Annotated in this window: 18 protein-coding genes; 11 read left to right on the forward strand and 7 right to left on the reverse strand. The window is 33.9% G+C overall.

Annotated features, from left to right (window positions below; translation table 11 throughout):
* Positions 1-74 precede the first annotated feature (74 nt).
* On the forward strand, positions 75-521 hold the full coding sequence (locus JML65_RS03670; protein WP_115920750.1) for a GNAT family N-acetyltransferase: 447 nt from the start codon (positions 75-77) through the stop codon (positions 519-521).
* 444 nt (positions 522-965) lie between these two features.
* Here the strand turns inward: JML65_RS03670 and JML65_RS03675 are convergent, their stop codons facing one another.
* The 5 genes from JML65_RS03675 to JML65_RS03695 form a co-directional block, all read right to left on the reverse strand.
* Complete coding sequence (locus JML65_RS03675; RefSeq protein ID WP_047491236.1) at positions 966-1547, reverse strand: hypothetical protein; 582 nt, start codon at positions 1545-1547, stop codon at positions 966-968.
* A gap of 373 nt (positions 1548-1920) precedes the next feature.
* On the reverse strand, positions 1921-3060 hold the full coding sequence (gene hxsC, locus JML65_RS03680) for a His-Xaa-Ser system radical SAM maturase HxsC (protein WP_047491233.1): 1140 nt from the start codon (positions 3058-3060) through the stop codon (positions 1921-1923).
* Complete coding sequence (hxsB, locus tag JML65_RS03685) at positions 3057-4550, reverse strand: His-Xaa-Ser system radical SAM maturase HxsB (protein WP_202269944.1); 1494 nt, start codon at positions 4548-4550, stop codon at positions 3057-3059. The genes hxsC and hxsB overlap by 4 nt, the downstream gene beginning before the upstream one ends.
* Before the next feature lie 5 nt (positions 4551-4555).
* Positions 4556-4921: a His-Xaa-Ser system protein HxsD gene (hxsD, locus tag JML65_RS03690; protein ID WP_047491230.1), complete on the reverse strand. Its 366-nt coding sequence runs from the start codon at positions 4919-4921 to the stop codon at positions 4556-4558.
* Positions 4918-5682: a peptidoglycan-binding domain-containing protein gene (locus JML65_RS03695; protein ID WP_202269945.1), complete on the reverse strand. Its 765-nt coding sequence runs from the start codon at positions 5680-5682 to the stop codon at positions 4918-4920. The genes hxsD and JML65_RS03695 overlap by 4 nt, the downstream gene beginning before the upstream one ends.
* Before the next feature lie 467 nt (positions 5683-6149).
* Between JML65_RS03695 and JML65_RS03700 the strand changes: the two genes are divergently transcribed.
* From JML65_RS03700 to JML65_RS03720, 5 genes are all read left to right on the forward strand, one after another.
* A complete protein-coding gene (locus JML65_RS03700) occupies positions 6150-6515 on the forward strand; it encodes a BlaI/MecI/CopY family transcriptional regulator (RefSeq protein WP_047491271.1) in 366 nt (121 codons plus the stop codon).
* Between the two features lie 5 nt (positions 6516-6520).
* Positions 6521-8356 carry a M56 family metallopeptidase gene (locus tag JML65_RS03705; protein WP_202269946.1) on the forward strand — a complete coding sequence of 612 codons (1836 nt, stop codon included), beginning with the start codon at positions 6521-6523 and terminating at the stop codon, positions 8354-8356.
* A 59-nt stretch (positions 8357-8415) separates the two neighbouring features.
* Entirely contained in the window at positions 8416-9318 is a 903-nt protein-coding gene (locus JML65_RS03710) for a GLPGLI family protein (RefSeq protein ID WP_202269947.1), read from the forward strand.
* Positions 9319-9504: 186 nt separating this feature from the next.
* Positions 9505-10077 carry a sugar O-acetyltransferase gene (locus JML65_RS03715; protein WP_202269948.1) on the forward strand — a complete coding sequence of 191 codons (573 nt, stop codon included), beginning with the start codon at positions 9505-9507 and terminating at the stop codon, positions 10075-10077.
* Positions 10078-10097: 20 nt separating this feature from the next.
* Complete coding sequence (locus JML65_RS03720) at positions 10098-10967, forward strand: GLPGLI family protein (protein WP_202269949.1); 870 nt, start codon at positions 10098-10100, stop codon at positions 10965-10967.
* A 69-nt stretch (positions 10968-11036) separates the two neighbouring features.
* On the opposite strand, the gene fsa is transcribed toward JML65_RS03720, so the two are convergent.
* A complete protein-coding gene (gene fsa / locus JML65_RS03725) occupies positions 11037-11690 on the reverse strand; it encodes a fructose-6-phosphate aldolase (protein WP_047491216.1) in 654 nt (217 codons plus the stop codon).
* Positions 11691-12004: 314 nt separating this feature from the next.
* Here fsa and JML65_RS03730 point away from each other — a divergent pair, with 314 nt between their 5' ends.
* On the forward strand, positions 12005-12493 hold the full coding sequence (locus tag JML65_RS03730) for a YdeI/OmpD-associated family protein (RefSeq protein WP_084083741.1): 489 nt from the start codon (positions 12005-12007) through the stop codon (positions 12491-12493).
* A gap of 192 nt (positions 12494-12685) precedes the next feature.
* Here JML65_RS03730 and JML65_RS03735 read toward each other — a convergent pair whose 3' ends face one another.
* Entirely contained in the window at positions 12686-13246 is a 561-nt protein-coding gene (locus tag JML65_RS03735; protein ID WP_202269950.1) for a tetratricopeptide repeat protein, read from the reverse strand.
* A gap of 193 nt (positions 13247-13439) precedes the next feature.
* Between JML65_RS03735 and pepE the strand changes: the two genes are divergently transcribed.
* The 4 genes from pepE to JML65_RS03755 all read left to right on the forward strand — a co-directional run bounded on the left by pepE (position 13440) and on the right by JML65_RS03755 (position 17665).
* The gene (pepE, locus tag JML65_RS03740) at positions 13440-14135 is read left to right on the forward strand and encodes a dipeptidase PepE (protein WP_202269951.1); all 696 of its coding nucleotides are present in this window, start codon (positions 13440-13442) and stop codon (positions 14133-14135) included.
* Positions 14132-14995 (forward strand): hypothetical protein, encoded by an 864-nt coding sequence (locus tag JML65_RS03745; RefSeq protein WP_202269952.1) that lies wholly within the window; start codon positions 14132-14134, stop codon positions 14993-14995. Before pepE ends, JML65_RS03745 begins: the two co-directional genes overlap by 4 nt.
* Before the next feature lie 122 nt (positions 14996-15117).
* Complete coding sequence (dacB, locus tag JML65_RS03750; protein WP_047491198.1) at positions 15118-16491, forward strand: D-alanyl-D-alanine carboxypeptidase/D-alanyl-D-alanine-endopeptidase; 1374 nt, start codon at positions 15118-15120, stop codon at positions 16489-16491.
* Positions 16492-16498: 7 nt separating this feature from the next.
* Positions 16499-17665 carry a sensor histidine kinase gene (locus tag JML65_RS03755; protein WP_237390774.1) on the forward strand — a complete coding sequence of 389 codons (1167 nt, stop codon included), beginning with the start codon at positions 16499-16501 and terminating at the stop codon, positions 17663-17665.
* Positions 17666-17706: the final 41 nt, after the last annotated feature.

Here is a 17706-nt window from a genome sequence, read left to right on the forward strand (position 1 = left end):
TAGCTTTAATCTGGAGGATAAAACCCTTCTTATTTAAAGATACTTTTGCATCGTTAATACAAATAAATATAACGATGAATTACACAATTAAAAAAGCGGGTCTTGAGGATCTAAATGAAACAGCAGAACTGTTTAATCTTTACCGTATTTTTTACAGACAGGAATCAGATTTGGAAAAAGGAAAAGCCTTTTTAAAAGAAAGGTTTTTAAACAGTGAATCAGACCTGTTTCTTGCTATGGCTGATGGAAAAGCCGTAGGATTTGTTCAGCTTTATAAGCTTTTTCATTATACCAAATTACAGAAACAGTGGCTGCTGAGTGATCTGTTTGTACATCCTGATTATAGAGGGAAAGGTCTTTCTGTAGCGTTAATCGACCGCAGCAAACAATGGTGTGAAGAGACCGGTGCATGTGGGCTGATGCTTGAAACAGAGAAAACCAATGATATCGGAAATACCCTTTACCCACGTTGCGGATTTGAATATGACGGACTTCATAACTACTATCACTGGTGGAAATAGGTGAGGAATTTAGAGTTGAGAGTGATAGTTGGAGGAGTTTTTATTGTAAAGCATTGATTTTCATAAAGTTGTTTTATGAATGAGATTGGGATTTCGCCTTAAATGTCAATCAGGGATACCTGTTGTTTGGGGTTGGAGGTTTTTATTTTCATATCTATTTCTATAAAAAAGTAGTATTACTTCTACATTTATTATTATTTAATTCTACATTGATCCTTTCACTTGTAAGAGACATAAGGCTATTTTTGTAAGAGCTCTGAATAATCAGAATTAGGACAGCTGATTACAGGGTTTGTGAAAGAAAATTAATCTCCGCCTCATTTTCTACTTTTTCCCCACGGTTTTATGATTAGTACCACAAAACTGCTTGGCGGAGATTTTTTACTTCAAATAAAAAAGAGAACCACATTTGTGATTCTCTTTTGTTTTTTATTTACCTCTATATTATGGAGCTAATTGAGCATAAGGGCTTAGCTTATTATCATCAGACATGGTCTGATCTAAAAATTCTCTTTTCTGATCTGCTTTCATTCTTCCGGCAGCATCATTAGCATTAAAATAGGCTTCACTTAGTTTTGTAGCAATTTCTGCAGGTTTAAAATCAAATTTTGTATCCCCTTCCACACCTAAATATCCATTCTTTTTGGTAAGGTTTGTAATATAGTTATTGTAATTGATTAATGTATTTCTCAGGTATTGAGTGTGATACTCCATACATTTTTTAGCTTTCTTGGAAGAATTATTAAGAATACAGTTTTTCATGTTGTTTCTGTATAAAAACCATTCAGATTCCAAAATTTTATATTCTTTACCCACGGCAATTTTTCCGTTTGTGACAATATTATTATCGCTTTCTTTGGTAGCAATGTTCTGAAGGTGCTGAACGACCAACGGAACAGTAGCTTCAATTTTTGATTTTGTTTCCTTTAATATGCTGAGATCGGCAGCCGGAGAGTTCTTCTTTTGTGCTGTTGTAACGTTAAAAATAAGCAGTAATAGTACAATCAATAAATTATATCTTTTCATGAGAAATTTTTAAAGCACTAAAATAAATATAATTTCCCGGTTTAGACAAATCCATTTTAATTTTATTTAATAAATTTTAACAAATCTACAATGTAAATTGTTCATTTTTGTATAAATGGTGTTTTTAACCTCTTAATTAATGTGATTTTTGTGATGAAATTTATTAATAACAATAAAATTCATGTTTATCATTTATCTTTAAATTATTAAATCTAAATACTATAATCTTTTATTTATCCAATGAAGGATTAATTTAATATTTAGTTAGTGAAAGCCACAATGAAATTGAATTTATGTCTATAAAAATAAATATTATGGATTTTGTAAAAAAAATATGTAAAATTTATTGAAAAACTTCTATAAGATAACTATGTTAGAATGCTTTTATATAAGCACTACTTTTCTTAATACTGGATTTAAAAAATCCACCACAATTTAACAATTCGGCGCACTTTGAGCATTCATCATGATATATATTTTTCCAATCAGATATAGACTTTCGGGAAAAAGGCCATAATTCTTTTGGTAATAAACATAATGGAATATTATATATCGATATATTCATTCCAAAAGTATACAAATAATATACTGTATCTTTTAGTATATCCTGATATTCATATGGATCAATCCAAAGTTTATCAATATTATATGGTGTATAACCTTCAATTTCTAACCCCATAAGAGCTATATGTTCCACAAAAGGCATATTCTTATATATGAATTCAGCTAGTTTTAGTAAGCGAGGAATTGTGATTTTGTGTAAAACAATTCTTAGCTCAATTCGAATATCATAGCGTGCTAAATTATAAATTCCCAAAACAGTTTGATGAAAAGCATCTTTTGCCTGTACAACATAATCATGTATTTCAGGAATATCTGCATATATAGGTATGCATAAGATCAGATTTGGATTATTGATACTGACTGTTCTGTCAGTAATATTTTGCCAGGCAAATGACCTGCCATTGGTGAGACAAGGCAAATTGGTATTTGGTAAATGTTTTTTTAATTGATCTAATAAGGAATAAAAATAATCACCTAATAAAGTTGGTTCACCTCCGGTTATTCCCAGCTCGGAACAATCCTTTGGAATTAAAGGGATTAACCTAGAATTGACTTCATAAAAATATTTTGAATCATCCTTGTTTTTAGGTGGCTGTGAACACATTAGACAATTACTGTTGCATTGCTCAGTAAAAAACATAAAATTATGTGGCGAATTAATTCTGAACAATGTATTAATTACACCATCCGTATTCAAAAGAACAATATCACCTTCCTCTAAATGTTGTAATGTTTTCACATTATGAATAATAGGTTTATTTAGGTTTGGGTTAGATGTGTAGTCATTTTCAGTGATGACAGCAAGACAATTGGATGTTGTTTGCAAATTCTCACAAAGATCATCTTGCAAAATCACAATAGAGTTTTCTTCTGTAATTCCTGATTTATTTATTCTTCCGACAATAATATCATTTAGATTTATTGGTTTACCTTTTGTCTTTAATATCATAGATTATAACCTGTGATCCAACTTTTAAAAATTCTTTCATTATTCTTGTCCTTTACCATTAAGTCAAATAAGTAACGAATTATTTCCATGTTCTTCTTACAAAATATACTGGAAGGACGAAAACCATACATATCACCTTGAGTAGCATGATTGAGAACAGGATCAGCTCCGCAATAGGTTTGAAATGCACATTCACTACACCCTGCAAGAGATTCATTACTGAAAACATCTGATATCTGAAGAGAAAGATCACCATAGAATATTTCATTGTAGCTGTTGATTCCTAGCTTTCCTAATTGAAATGAGTAATCTTTATTTTCTGCTAACATTCTTGCTTCATCAGTTGCGTAAATATATCCATCATAATTAAATACTATGACGCTGTTAATTAGTCCGGCTGGTGATTGGAGATCAACATATCCAACTGGAAAAGGCGTGAAAATCTTCTTTAATATTATTGATGCGTAGTCTTCAACTATATACTGTCCATTTTTATTGAGCTCTAAAATATAGTTTAGTCCCTTTTTGTAAAAGTCTAAAAATTCTTCAATGAAATAATGGTTTTTTTTCGGGTTATATTTTGCGAAACCATAAGGACTTATGGGGCGTAAGAAAACATTTTCAAAGCCTTGTTTGATATATTCGTCAATAATTTCTTCCGGATATTGTAAAGAGAGTGCAGTTGTTGTCATTAGTGCAGAAACTTTATCGTTTCCTAATTTAGCCTTACATTTATTGATACCATCAATTGTTATTTCATAGCTATTGTTACCAGGGCGACGTCTGTTTTTATTATGTATAAATTCAGGGCCATCAAGCGATGTCGATATTAAAATATCATTCTTTTTTATGAAATCGATCATCTTATCTGTAATGGGAGCTAAATTTGTGCAGATTACAAAAGTTACTTTTTTGTTGTATTCCTTTGCTTTTTCCATTACAACATTTACAGCATATTCAATTTTATCAAAAGCTAACAAAGCTTCTCCGCCCTGGAACTCCATTGTAACATGTTGATTAGGAGACTGCATCATCAAACTTATACCTTCATCAATATTAGAAAAGGACATGTCAAATTGATCTTTGTTTTCCGTAACACGTGAGACCTGACAATAGTGGCAGGTATGTTCACATCTTAATGTCACTACAAAAATATGTAGGGAAGTAAAGTTGTCTAAAAATGATTTTTTAGTACGATATCTGGCTTCAATGACTGGTAGAAGCTCTGGTTTTTCAGATTCTGAGATGATAAAATTTGAAATTAAATCATAATACAAATCGATATTCTCAGACTTTAAGAAAACTTTGTTGACAATTTTTTTGGTAGTCCCAATAGGTACAAGTACAAAATCTCCAATATCATTAACTAAAACTTCATGGCTTTCATTGATCTTTAAAAAACGAAATGGTAGGAGAAAGTATTGGCTAATGGTCTCAGAGTAATAGCTTTTGTCATTAAATTTCCTCGTTAGTTTTTTAGTTGTTAACATATGAACTAGGTTGAATGAGGACCAACTCCAATAGGGTTACTAACATTTGTTAAAATTATTTTTTCTTCTTCGTAATTTGATAAGGCTTTTACAATAATCAATTCTTTAATATTTTGAGTTTCCTGATTAATGATCTCCCTTAGTTTATAGTCTGCTAAATCATTCTTAATTCTAAAAATTAATTCTTCTTCATCAAAACTGATGGATTTTTTATTTTTCAAAATAATCCGATAAAAGGTTCCGTTATCATTTAATTCAAAACTATAATCATTAAGATACCAATAAAAGCATTTATAGATAACTGATTCACTATATAAAGACTTGTCTATCGAAAAAGCCAATACTGAGTCTTCAAACTTTATTTCTTTCATAATCTACTATTAATAATCTCGATAGTTTTATAGCCGACTTTTCCGTCAGGTTTCAATTCATTATTTTTCTGAAATTTCATGACAGCTTCTTCGGTTTTATCACCAAAATAACCAGAAATGATTACATTAAATCCCAGTATCTTTAGCTTTTTTTGTAATTCTTCAACATCATTTCCCTCTAAACCTTTATAAAGTACTCGACTTCCTAAGTAATACTTGTCAAATGTAGAATAGGTATTATCATAGAGTGAAGATATACTTGAATCACTATAATTTGTTGTACCTGTTTTTGTTTTTTTTATTTTATTTGATGAACGACTCTCACTACTACTACTACTACTACTACTACTACTACTATTGTAGATTGTTGTTGGAGTATAAGACCTTTTAGGAGCAGGTGGTATTGGTGTATAATAGGTGCTAGGTGACGGAGTATAAGAAGGCGTGTAAGAAGAACTACTTGAACCACTATAGCTGGAAGAATAATGCGATGAATGAGAAGAATGCGATCTATGAGATGAATGTGATCTATGTGAAGTATGCATGGATGCTGTATGCACACCATTTGGAGAAAAATTTAATTTTAAAACCAATTTGGGTTTTAAAACTTTTTTATTTTCTTCATCAATCTCTTTAAGATTATTGTTCAGATCAAAGACTTTTACATCTTTAGCATCCATATGAGATACACTCGCTATAGAACTTATCATGACAGCTAATGCTTTCTCTTTTAGCGCTTGTATGCGTTTAATTAATTCCATGGTTAGTTGGTTAATATTCAAATATAAAAATATTAACTTACAAATAAAAAAAATTCTGATTTGCCTTGATTAAAAATGCTAAGTAGGGATTTTATTTTTGAATTTTAACCTATATTATTATAACAAAGCTTCAATTCTTTTGTGATAAAATCGTCACATGAAATTTTTAAACAAATTATTTAAAATGAATACATATAATACTGTATTTGATTTAAAGTTTTAAGAATTTAAAGGTGAAATCCCTTCTTTTCTGATGATTATATAGCCGATAATTTGTGGCTATTAAAAATTCAATATATTTAATGTAAATTTATTTGATTGATTATCAGATTGTTAATGTATTTACTTGTCTTATCACTAAAAAAATAGTTGTTAGATTCAATTTTATCTCTACATTTGTATAACTAATTTCTTAGTGATATAGAATGCATGGATACTATATCACCTTAATGATAAATGAAAAGGATATGAAAATTCAAACTTTAACAAAAGCAGAAGAACAGGTAATGCAGTATTTATGGAAAATAGAAAAAGGATTCCTTAAAGATATTCTTGATCTTTTTCCTGAGCCAAAACCACATACCAATACAGTTTCTACGATCTTGAAAGTATTGAAAGAAAAAGAATTTGTAGACTATGATGTGCATGGAAGGCAGCATGAATATTATCCGTTGGTTTCTAAAGAGCAATATTCAGGGAAAACAATGAAGAGCCTTGTCAAGAATTATTTTAAAGGTTCTTACAAAAGTGCCGTTTCGTTTCTGGTAGAAAAAAATGAAATGACCGTTCAGGACCTTGAAATGTTATTAGATGAATTGAAAAAGAAAAACTAACAATCATGGAAACACTACTTCTGTACTTTGGAAAAGTAATTTTATGTTCTGGTGTAATGTTTTTGTATTATCAGTTGTCTTTAAAAGACAAGACATTTCATCATTATAACAGATTTTACCTGTTGTCGGCAATACTCATCTCATTATTGCTGCCTTTGATCAGGATAGACGATTTTACAATAGAAGTAAATAATGATATGTATATGCTTCTTGATAAGATTCAGAATTTTAACACAGCAAAAAACATAGACCATGGTCACATTTATTTTAACATTATTTTTTCAGCTCTGGGACTGGTTTCTCTCTATTTTGTAGGGAAGCTGAGCTATGGGATTTTTAAGATCCAGCAGTTTAAAAAACAGTTTCAGAAAGAGAGTTTTGATGGTATTAATTTTTACCGTACAGACCTGACAGAAGCCCCGTTTTCATATTTTAAAAACCTTTTCTGGAAGAATACAATCACCTTGAATTCTGATGTTGGAGAACAAATTTTAAAACATGAAATGGTACATATTGAGCAGAAGCATTCATTTGATAAGATCTTTATTGAAGTGATAACCTCTGTTTTATGGTTCAATCCATTTTTTCACCTTATCAAAAGAGAAATTAATCTAATCCATGAATATCTGGCTGATAAAAAAGCCGTAAAACATTCGGACACGAAAGCATTTGCGCAGATGCTTTTAGCAAGCCACTTTTCCGGAACACAGTTGCCTGCCACCAGTCCGTTTCTAAGTTCAAACCTTAAAAAAAGACTTAAAATGTTACAAAAACCTAACACCAAATTCGGGTATGCGCGAAGAATTTTTGCATTACCGGTTTTATTTTCAGTGGCTTTTGCCTATATGGTGAATGCTAAAAATAAAGAAATTGAAGAAACGAATGTTTCTATTAAAAATGCTGTTTTACAGATCCAAAAGGATACGGTAAGGCCTGGAGAAACTGAACAGAAAAAAATCCAGGAAATAAAAGGGAATGATTCTGATGATGATAAAAAATTATCTCAAATTCAAAAAAAGATTGACGAAAAAGGAAAGGAGCTGGATAAACTGAAGCCTGGAAGTAAAGATTTTAATAAAAAAATTGAAGAAATAAACTTACTGGCTTCAGAAATAAGTAAGATTGCTGATCAAAAAGCTCTTAAAGATACAGAAGAATATTTCAAATCTCCTGAATGGAAAAACCAAATGGAAGCACTTGAAAATATGGAAATTGAAATACCTGAACCCTTGGTAGAACCAACTCCTCCAGGTGAGCCTAAAAGCCCTACTGTGATTTATTCTAAAAATAATAAAACGGTATTCTATAAAGACTTGGGACCAAAAGAGAAAGCTGCAGTTCGTAAAGCAATGAAGGAGGCCAAAAAGGCAATGGAAGAGGCTAAAAATGCCATGAAGGAAAGTGAGAAGGCAAGAAAAGAAAGTGATAAAGCCAGAATAGAATCTGATAAAGCGAGATTGGAACACGAAAATGCAAGAAGGGGGATCGAAATAGCCAGAAAGGAAGGAGAGAAGGCAAGAATTGAAGCTGAAAAAGCAGCTTCAGAAAATGTAAAGAACTTCAGAAAAATAAGCTTCACTTCAGTAAGTAATGCTCCTAGAGTAATGGTAATGCAGGCGGATTATATTAAAAAAGACGGCGACGGGAACATTGCTATGAATGGGATTAAAAGATTCAAAGTAAGCGGATGGGATAATGTGACATACTATATAGACGGCAGAGAAGTATCCAAAGAAGAAGCGGATGCCTTGAAACCTGAAAGTATTGCAAGTGTTACTGTTTTCAAAGAAAACAAAGCTAAAGGCACGAAGAACGAAATAAGAATTCAGACCAAGAAATAAAGTTTCATCAAGCTTTGTCAATGTTGGTATTGGCAAAGCTTTTTTACTGACTCATCATTATGAAAAATAAAATTCTATTCTTTATGTTACTGGGGATATTGACCAGTGCCCAAACCAATAGGTTTTTTTACGAATATAAATTTATCCCCGATTCCAATCATAAGGAAGAGGTGAAAAAAGAAATGATGTTGCTGGATATTGATAAAAAAGGATCAAACTATTACAGCCAGGATAAATTTGTAGCAGACTCTATAGGAAGAGCCGAACTTGAAAGACAGCTGAAGTCCGGAGGAGGTAATATAAGTGTCAACAGGAGGGAAAAACCGGGACAGGTTTCTTATAAGGTAACTAAAGAATATCCGGATTTTAAGACCTTTCTCTTCAAAAATATCTCTACAGACAGATATAAGGTCAAGGAAGATAAAAAACCGGAATGGAAAATACTGTCTGATAAACAGAAGATTGGAGAATATAATGCCCAGAAAGCTACCACAAGCTTTGGCGGAAGAGAATGGACCGCCTGGTTTAGTACAGATCTTCCTTTTCAGGATGGACCCTATAAATTTTACGGACTGCCAGGACTGATTGTTAAGGTAGAAGATGCTACGGGATCTCACAGTATGACCCTGGTTGGCAATAAAACGGTAAAATCTGTTGATGCTGAAAAAGATATGCAAGTTCCTGAGAACGTAAAGATATTAGGATTTGGAAAAGAAATTGAAGTAACGAAAGATCAGTTTAAAAAAGCATGGAAAGCCTATGTGAATGATCCTACTAAAAATATGAGGGAAATGATGATGAAAAATGGGGGAGACACTAATACTAAGTTTTCTTTTAAAGTGAAAACCTCTGATGGAAAAGAAATTTCTGATCCCAATCAGGTTTTCCGGGAAATGGAAAAAAGAACAAAGGAATCCCTTCAAAAAGATAACAATCCGATTGAACCGGATATGGTGAATTAAAATTATATCATTTATTATTAAAAACAGAATGTCATTGGCGTTCTGTTTTGTTTTTTTAGATAACAGGAAGCAGCCAAAAACCAATCGTTATTACCATAAATTTGGGGTGTTTTTTAAGCACTTTTTATTATTAATGCAAATATTCTTATCTTCTAAGCAAAAAATAAATTTTCAACTTACCATCTTATGACAGAAAAGGAAAAATGTGCAGCCGGACTTTTATATGATGCGAACTATGATAAGGAATTGATCCGTGAACGTATCGCATGTAAAGACTTGTGTCAGGAATATAATGAATTGAAAAACTCTGACGCTGAAAACAGAAGCAGGCTCATCAGAAGAATTATTGGAAGTACAAAGGAAAACATTTGTATAGAACCTGTTTTTTGGTGTGACTACGGATACAATATTGAAGTGGGAGAAGATTTTTATGCCAATCATAACCTTGTTATTTTAGATTGTGCTAAAGTAAGCTTTGGAGATCATGTTTTTATTGGCCCCAATTGCAGTTTCTATACTGCTGGCCATCCACTTGATGTAAAGCAGAGAAATGAAGGATTGGAATATGCGCATCCCATTACCGTAGGAAATAATGTCTGGTTGGGAGGAAATGTGGTTGTTCTGCCCGGAGTCAGGATAGGGGACAATTCCGTAATAGGAGCAGGAAGTGTAGTGACTAAAGATATTCCTGAAAATGTGGTCGCTGTAGGAAATCCCTGCAAAGTAGTGAAAAATATTTCTGAAGAAAAAATAAGATGATATCTACAAAATAATTAATAATGAAAAAACTAACCACCTTATTGATCCTGCTGTTAAGCATCACAGCCCATGCACAGAATCAGAGATTCATTTATGAGTATCGGTATGTTACTGATTCTACTGCCAAGGACCAACCGGAAACGGAGATGATGCTGCTGGATGTTGTTCCAAAAGGTTCAAAATTTTACAGTAAAGATACCTTTGAAACAGATTCTCTCATTGCTGCAACTATGGAAAAACAGTTTAAGGCCGGAAGTAAAGAATTAAATCTTTCAGGTATTCAATATAAAGGTAAAATACGGTATAGTGTTGAAAAGATGTATCCAGATTATTCCGTGATTTTTTTCAATAACCTGGTTGCTGACGAATATATGGTAAAGGATGGAAGAAAACAGCAATGGAGCATCCTTTCAGATAAAACAAAAATAGGAGAATTTAGTGTTCAGAAAGCAGTCTGTGACTTTATCGGTAGAAAATGGACCGCCTGGTTTACCACAGATCTTCCCATTCAGGATGGACCCTATAAATTTCACGGACTTCCGGGGTTAATTGTAAAGCTTGAAGATGATACCCATACCCATTCATTTGAATTAAAAGGAAATAAAAAGCTTCCGCCAGGATATGAGTGGCAGAGTACTAAAGATAAACATAGGTTTAACCCTATCATTACACTGAACGAGGAGAAGTATAGAAAAGCTTATAAAGAGTATCGTGCCGATCCTATGAAAAGCGAAAGACAGATGCTGGCTCAAGGAGTGGTTATCATGGAAATGGATGCTTCGGGAAAAGCAACAAAGACCTCTGATTCAGAAAAAAGGGATAAAGAAATAAAACGAAGGAATGATATACAGAAGGAAAATAATATTCTTGAGATTGATCTGTTGAAATAAACCAGCTATTATAAAAATAAAATCCCGGAACATTGTTCCGGGATTTTTATATTTTAGATTGGGTCAATTTTATGCTAATTTCTGAGAATCTGCAATAAACTGAGCTAGTCCGCTGTCTGTTAATGGGTGTTTTAACAAGCTCAAGATTGGAGGAAGTGGAGATGTGATTACATCAGCTCCAATTTTAGCACAGTCAATGATATGCATTGAGTGACGGATAGAAGCTGCAAGGATTTCAGTGTCAAACATATAATTATCAAAAATAAGTCTGATCTCCTGGATAAGGTTTAATCCATCTGTAGAGATGTCATCTAATCTTCCTAAGAACGGAGAAACATAAGTAGCTCCTGCTTTTGCTGCCAAAAGAGCCTGTCCTGCAGAAAAAATCAAAGTACAGTTAGTTTTGATTCCTTTGTCAGAAAAATATTTTAACGCTTTGATACCGTCTTTGATCATTGGGATCTTTACTACGATATTGGGGTGAATAGCAGCCAATTCGTCTCCTTCTTTGATCATTTCTTCATAAGTTGTAGAAAGTACTTCTGCAGAAATATCCCCGTCTACAAGTTCGCAGATCGTTTTGTAATGGTTTTTGATTGCTTCAGCTCCCTGGATTCCTTCTTTAGCCATTAATGAAGGATTGGTAGTTACACCATCCAAAATACCAAGATCTTTAGCTTCTTTGATTTGCTCTAAATTAGCTGTGTCAATAAAAAATTTCATTTCGTTAAATTAAATAGATTTACTTCTGCAAAGATAGGGGAATTAATTGAGTTCTTGAATATGAATTTTGAGTTACGAGGTCTGTGGTTCGGGATGTCAGATGCGAGAGTCTGGATATGAGTGCGGTTCGGAGTGGGTTTTAGAGTGGGAGTGTTTGAGGGAAGCATGTTAAAGGTTACAGAAATTATAATATTGATAAAGTATTCTACCACCCACCAAATCCAACACTATACATTGTACATCATACATTATACATTATACTTTGTACAAATAACATTGTACATTTTACAAAATCAGCCTACATTTGTTATTCCATGAAAAACAAACATTTTACAGCAACACTGGATATCATAGGGATTAATCCTTTTGTTTTTGTTCCGGATGAAATTTTGGAGCAGATTTTTGAAGATTCGGAAAAGAATAAGAGCCCGATTCCCGTGAAAGGAACGGTGAACGGTAAAGAATTTAAGCAGAACCTGATGAAATATGTAGGGGAATGGAGACTGTATGTGAATTTACTAATGCTGAAAAACTCTCCGAAAAGAATAGGCGAAACCATTGAAGTGACATTGGAATATGATGATTCCGACAGAAGTATTACGATACATCCCCGGTTGGAACAGGCGATCAGCGATAGTAAACTGGCTACAGCCAATTTTGAAAAACTGATTCCTTCAAGACAGCATGAGCTGATCCGCTATATTAATAATTTGAAAACTGAAGCCGGTATTCAACGTAATATTGAAAAAATTATCAGGCATCTGCATGGGGAAACAGATTTTTTTGGAAAAAGGGTTGAGTAGGGAGAATGGTAAGAATCAAGAGCCAAGAACCAAGAACCAAGAACCAAGAACCAAGATTTCAGATACCATATTTTAGATGACAGATCGGATATTTTGGTGAGATAATTCATAGCTCCCAATTACAAGAGACAGGTGAAAAAATTAGAGGATAAGAAATAAAAAAAACCGGAAAATTTTCCGGTTTTTTTATTATTATGAGTTTAAAGTTTTGCTAAGTTTTATAGCATCCTGATTGGTAGGATCATATTGTATAGATTTAGCAATATGTTCTTTTGCTTTGTTGGGATCACTTTGCTGTTCTGCAAAAGCGATATAAAAATAGGCATAGGCCAGATTTTTCTTATTTTGCTCTACTTCTTCAGGTTTTACAGTGGCAATATACTTTTCATAAGCAAGTTTTGCATTGGCATCGTCCTTAGCAGACTGATAAGCATAGGCCTGGCTGTAATAAGATGGTGCCCAATCCGGTAATAAAGCAGAGATTTTTTTCCAGGTATCAATTGCATTGGTCCAGTCTGAAGCATCCTGATAGGCCGCAGCCAGTTTTGATAATGATTCCGTATCCTTTGGATTGGCTTCAATTTGTTTTTTAAGACCCTCAATCGTAGGGTTACCCGTTTGACTTGTAGCAGCTGTGTTAGCTGTATTGTTTGCACTATCCGTTTGAGTAGTTTGTGCATTTACAAAACTTGCACCTCCTACAAGGATTAAACCTAAAAATAGATTTTTAATATTAACTTTAGCCGTTTTCATATTCTTATATTTAAAATTCTACCTTCTAAAATTCAATAATAATTCCATAAAAGCTCAAATTTTAGAAGCTTTAAGTTTTTTTAGAAAATATTAACGGGATTCATGTTTTTTTTAGTTTAATTTTTGATTCGTTGTGGTTTGAGTTTATCTTTGTAGTTCAGTATTTTTTTAATAATCAATATAATTTCCCCGTATGAATATCATATTAGCTTCAACATCTACCATTTTCGGTGGAGAATATCTGGAATATTTAAGAGAAGAATTAATCCAATTATATAAAGGAATTGATGAAATTGTTTTTATTCCTTTTGCAAGACCCGGTGGTATTTCTCATGATGAGTACACTGCGAAAGCCCGTTCTTTCTTTGAAACTATCAATATTAAAGTAAAAGGTCTTCATGAATTTGAAGATAAAGCCGGGGCTCTGGATCAGGCGAAAGGTTATTTTACAGGCGGAGGAAATACATTCTTATTGGTTAAAACATTACATGAAGAAGGCCTGATGACTGTTTTAAAAGACAACGTAACAGGTGGTAAAGCTTATCTGGGATGCAGTGCCGGAAGTAATATTGGTGGGCAAAACATGAAAACCACGAATGATATGCCGATTGTTTATCCTTCAAGTTTCGACTGTATGGGGCTTGTTCCGTTCAATCTTAACCCTCATTATCTTGATCCGAATCCGGATTTGAAACACAACGGAGAAACCAGAGAAACCAGAATCAAAGAATTTCTTACCCAGAATGATAATAAAGTAGTAGGGCTTAGAGAAGGAAACTGGATCAGAAGAATCGGAGATACCATTACCGTTGAAGGAAGTGAGCTGACCAGAATTTTTGAAAAAGATAAAGAACCTTATGAAATAGAATCGGGAAGCAGACTGTCATGAAACAGGAATTGATCAATGCTTTCATAGAACGTAATCTGAAAAATTTTGAGGTGAACAGCACTGGTTGGAATGAGCTGATCAGGCAGATGCTGTTTGAATTTGCCATTGGAGGCTGGAATATTGAAAAAGATATTTTTGGCAAAGAAAAATATGGAGAACTCCGTTGCTACACATATTCTGAAGATAAGGAACTGAATACGGTCGTTAAAAATATTACTCAAAAATATGCTGCGCTTTCTATGGAAACCTGTGAGATCTGCGGAAATGAAGGAAAGAAAAGAAGTGTGAATTCATGGGAGACTACGTTATGCCTGAGCCATTACCTTACCCAGAAACCGGTTATTGAAATTGACGAAGAACTGAACGTCAGATCAAACAGCAAAACACTTCTTAATATAAAGGATATTGTAAAAGCGGATATTGAATATGATCTTCAGAAATTATGTTTGTATACAGAAGAACCGGTTTACGGGACGGAAGGTATTTCTTTTTCCTGGCAGGAACCCAATTATTATCTGCTTTTAAAAACTATTCCGTTACAGGTATTTCCACCGGATATGCAAAATCCGGTTTCAGCATTATTTGAAAATTTACAGCACTGTGAAATATGTGGACATAAGGCTGTTCACCAAAGATCCTGCCTTCGTTGTCATCAGGAACCGTGGACTGAATCTCAAGTCTTTATTGAAGATTATGGAGAAAAGACAAATTATATAAAAGCCTGTCAGATGGATAGCTTCATAGACGAAGATGATTATGAGAAATATTTTAAATACGATCGGTCATTTGAAAAATCCCATGACCACCAGATCCTTTTCGGACACCATGATCTCAAAGAATATGAGAAGCTTTTATTTTAAGTATATTTGATTAGAATTTTGAATGAATAAAAATGTTTTAGTCCGGTTCAGCCAGCCAATATTATGATTGAGCCCCGTGATTGAGACATCTTAATAAAGTTTAGAGTAAAAACAACAATGCAATGAGAAAAACACTTGCAGTTCTCACCCTTTCTGTACAGGTTATTTCTGCTCAGAATATAGCCCAGAAATTAGATAAAGCAACCAAAGACCTTATGGACTCTTCAGGAACCATTGCTTCCGGTCTGTCATTTTATGTCTCAGATGATAATGGGAATTTTATATATGAATATCAAGGGAATAAAGGACTTTCAACTGCTTCCACACAGAAAATTTTTACAGCAGCAGCAGCTTTGGAAACTTTAGGTAAAAATTATACCTATACCACTACTTCCAGTTATTCCGGAAGTATATCCGGAGGGAATTTGAATGGAAACCTTTTCATCAGCTCCAATGGTGATCCTACTTTGGGAAGCTGGCGGTATGATGCCTATAAACCAGAAAGCTTTAAAAAGAAATTAATTGAAGCCATTAAAAATTCCGGAATTACAAAAATATCTGGTGATCTGGTCATAGATGATTCTTATTTTGACCATCAGACCATCCCCGGAGGATGGCCCTGGGATGACCTTGGAAATTATTATGGAGCCGGAGTTTGGGGGATCAACTGGAGGGAAAATCAGTTTGATATCAATATCAATGGGACAGATTTTAAAAGCTTTTCCTATCCCCTGGAAGGTGTAAAATGGCTGAATGACCTAAAAACTGGGGGAAGCTCGGATCAGAGTCTGATCTTTACAGCTCCTCATTCTGATGTTGCCTTAATCAACGGAATGCTTCCGGGTGGTAAAACGGTCACCGTTTCAGGTTCTACTCCTAATCCTCCTTTGCAACTGGCTATGGAAGCAAAACAATGGCTTAAAGAAGCCGGAATTGAGCTCTCCGGAAAGGCGGTCACCAATTCTCAGCTTGAAATGGACGGAAAGAAGGCATTGGAAGCTCCGAAAAATAATATTATCCTAACTTACCAGTCTCCGACGCTGGATAAAATTGTGTATTGGTTTTTAAGAAAAAGTGTCAATCTTTATGGGGAAACTTTAATTAAAACCTTAGGGAAAGAGAAAAAAGGAAACCCAAGTTTTAAAAGCGGTGTAGCCTATCTGAAGGAATTCTGGAAGTCAAAAGGAATTAATCCGAATATGATTAATTTTGCTGATGGCAGCGGACTTTCTCCCCAGAATTATGTGGCGGCAAAAGCAGAGGTACAGGCGTTGTTATATGCTAAAAAACAATCCTGGTTCGAAGCTTATCAGGATGGCTTTCCTGTTCAGGAGAACGGAATGAAAATGAAAAGCGGAACCATGAGAGATACCAAATCCTTTGCAGGATATCATACCGCTAAAGACGGAAAGAAATACGTGTTTTCAATTATTATCAACAACTATCAGGGAAGTGGAAGTACAGAGCTGCAGAAAATTCTGAATGTTTTAAAATAAAAAAGCTTTGAGAAAATCCATATTAACCAGGCTGAATAACTGGATTATTTTTGTTGTAATGACCGCCTTAGTGGTAGGCATTGTAGTGGCATCTACCTCATTGATCAATTTCCTCAGAAAAGAAGAAATTAAAAGGATCAGCCTTCTTTCTAAGGCAATACGGATCCAGCAGGAAGTGAAAACTCCAGATACCGATGTTCTGGATCTTTTACCGGAGATTTTGAATATCAACAACACCATTCCGTTTATAGTCACTGATAAAAATAAAAATGCCATCCTTGATCTGGGATATTACAGAAATATTCCTGAAAATACCATAAAAGATCCCGAGAAACTGCAGGATCTCATCAGGAATATGGAGAAAAACTATGATCCTATAGAAATCAAAGTGCCTGATGGAAATAACCAGTTTGTCTATTATGACAATTCACGACTGCTTAATAACCTTCGTTATTCACCTTATATTTTAGGATTATTTATTCTCTTATATTTTGGTTTCTCTTTCTGGTTTTTCAGGACGATAAAAAAAACAGATGAAGGATATCTTTGGGCTGGATTGGCCAAAGAAACAGCTCACCAGATCGGCACTCCCTTATCATCTATGATTGGATGGATGGAGATCATGAAGCTTGAAAATCCGGATTCAGAAGGGGTACACGAGATAGAAAAAGATATCGAAAGGCTCAGAACGATCTCTGAAAGGTTTTCAAAAATAGGTTCCATTCCGGAGCTGAATGATATGAATTTCAATGAAACGATTCAGGTAAATTATGATTATTTGAAAACCAGGATTTCCAGGAAAGTTAATTTTACCCTACAGCTGCCTAATTACACGGTTTTGGTTCCTCACAATAAAATTCTGATGAGCTGGGTGATAGAAAATCTGGTGAAAAATGCAGTAGATGCTATGAAAGGGGAAGGATCAATTACCATGTCCGTTTTTGAAAGAAATAAAAGTATCCTGGTGGAAGTGAAAGACAACGGAAGCGGAATGACAAAACAACAGGCCAGAAATGCTTTTAAACCTGGATATTCTACCAAAAAAAGAGGGTGGGGACTGGGATTGTCACTAGCGAGAAGAGTAATACATGAGTACCATAACGGAGATATTAAAATCTCCCAGACTGAGGTGGGAAAAGGAAGTACTTTCAGAATAACTATAAAAAAGATCTAAATAGAAATAATATGCTGTCATGGTAAGCGAAGCCATCTCAG

It is taken from the genome of Chryseobacterium sp. KMC2, from assembly GCF_016756935.1.
Lineage (GTDB): Bacteria > Bacteroidota > Bacteroidia > Flavobacteriales > Weeksellaceae > Chryseobacterium > Chryseobacterium rhizosphaerae.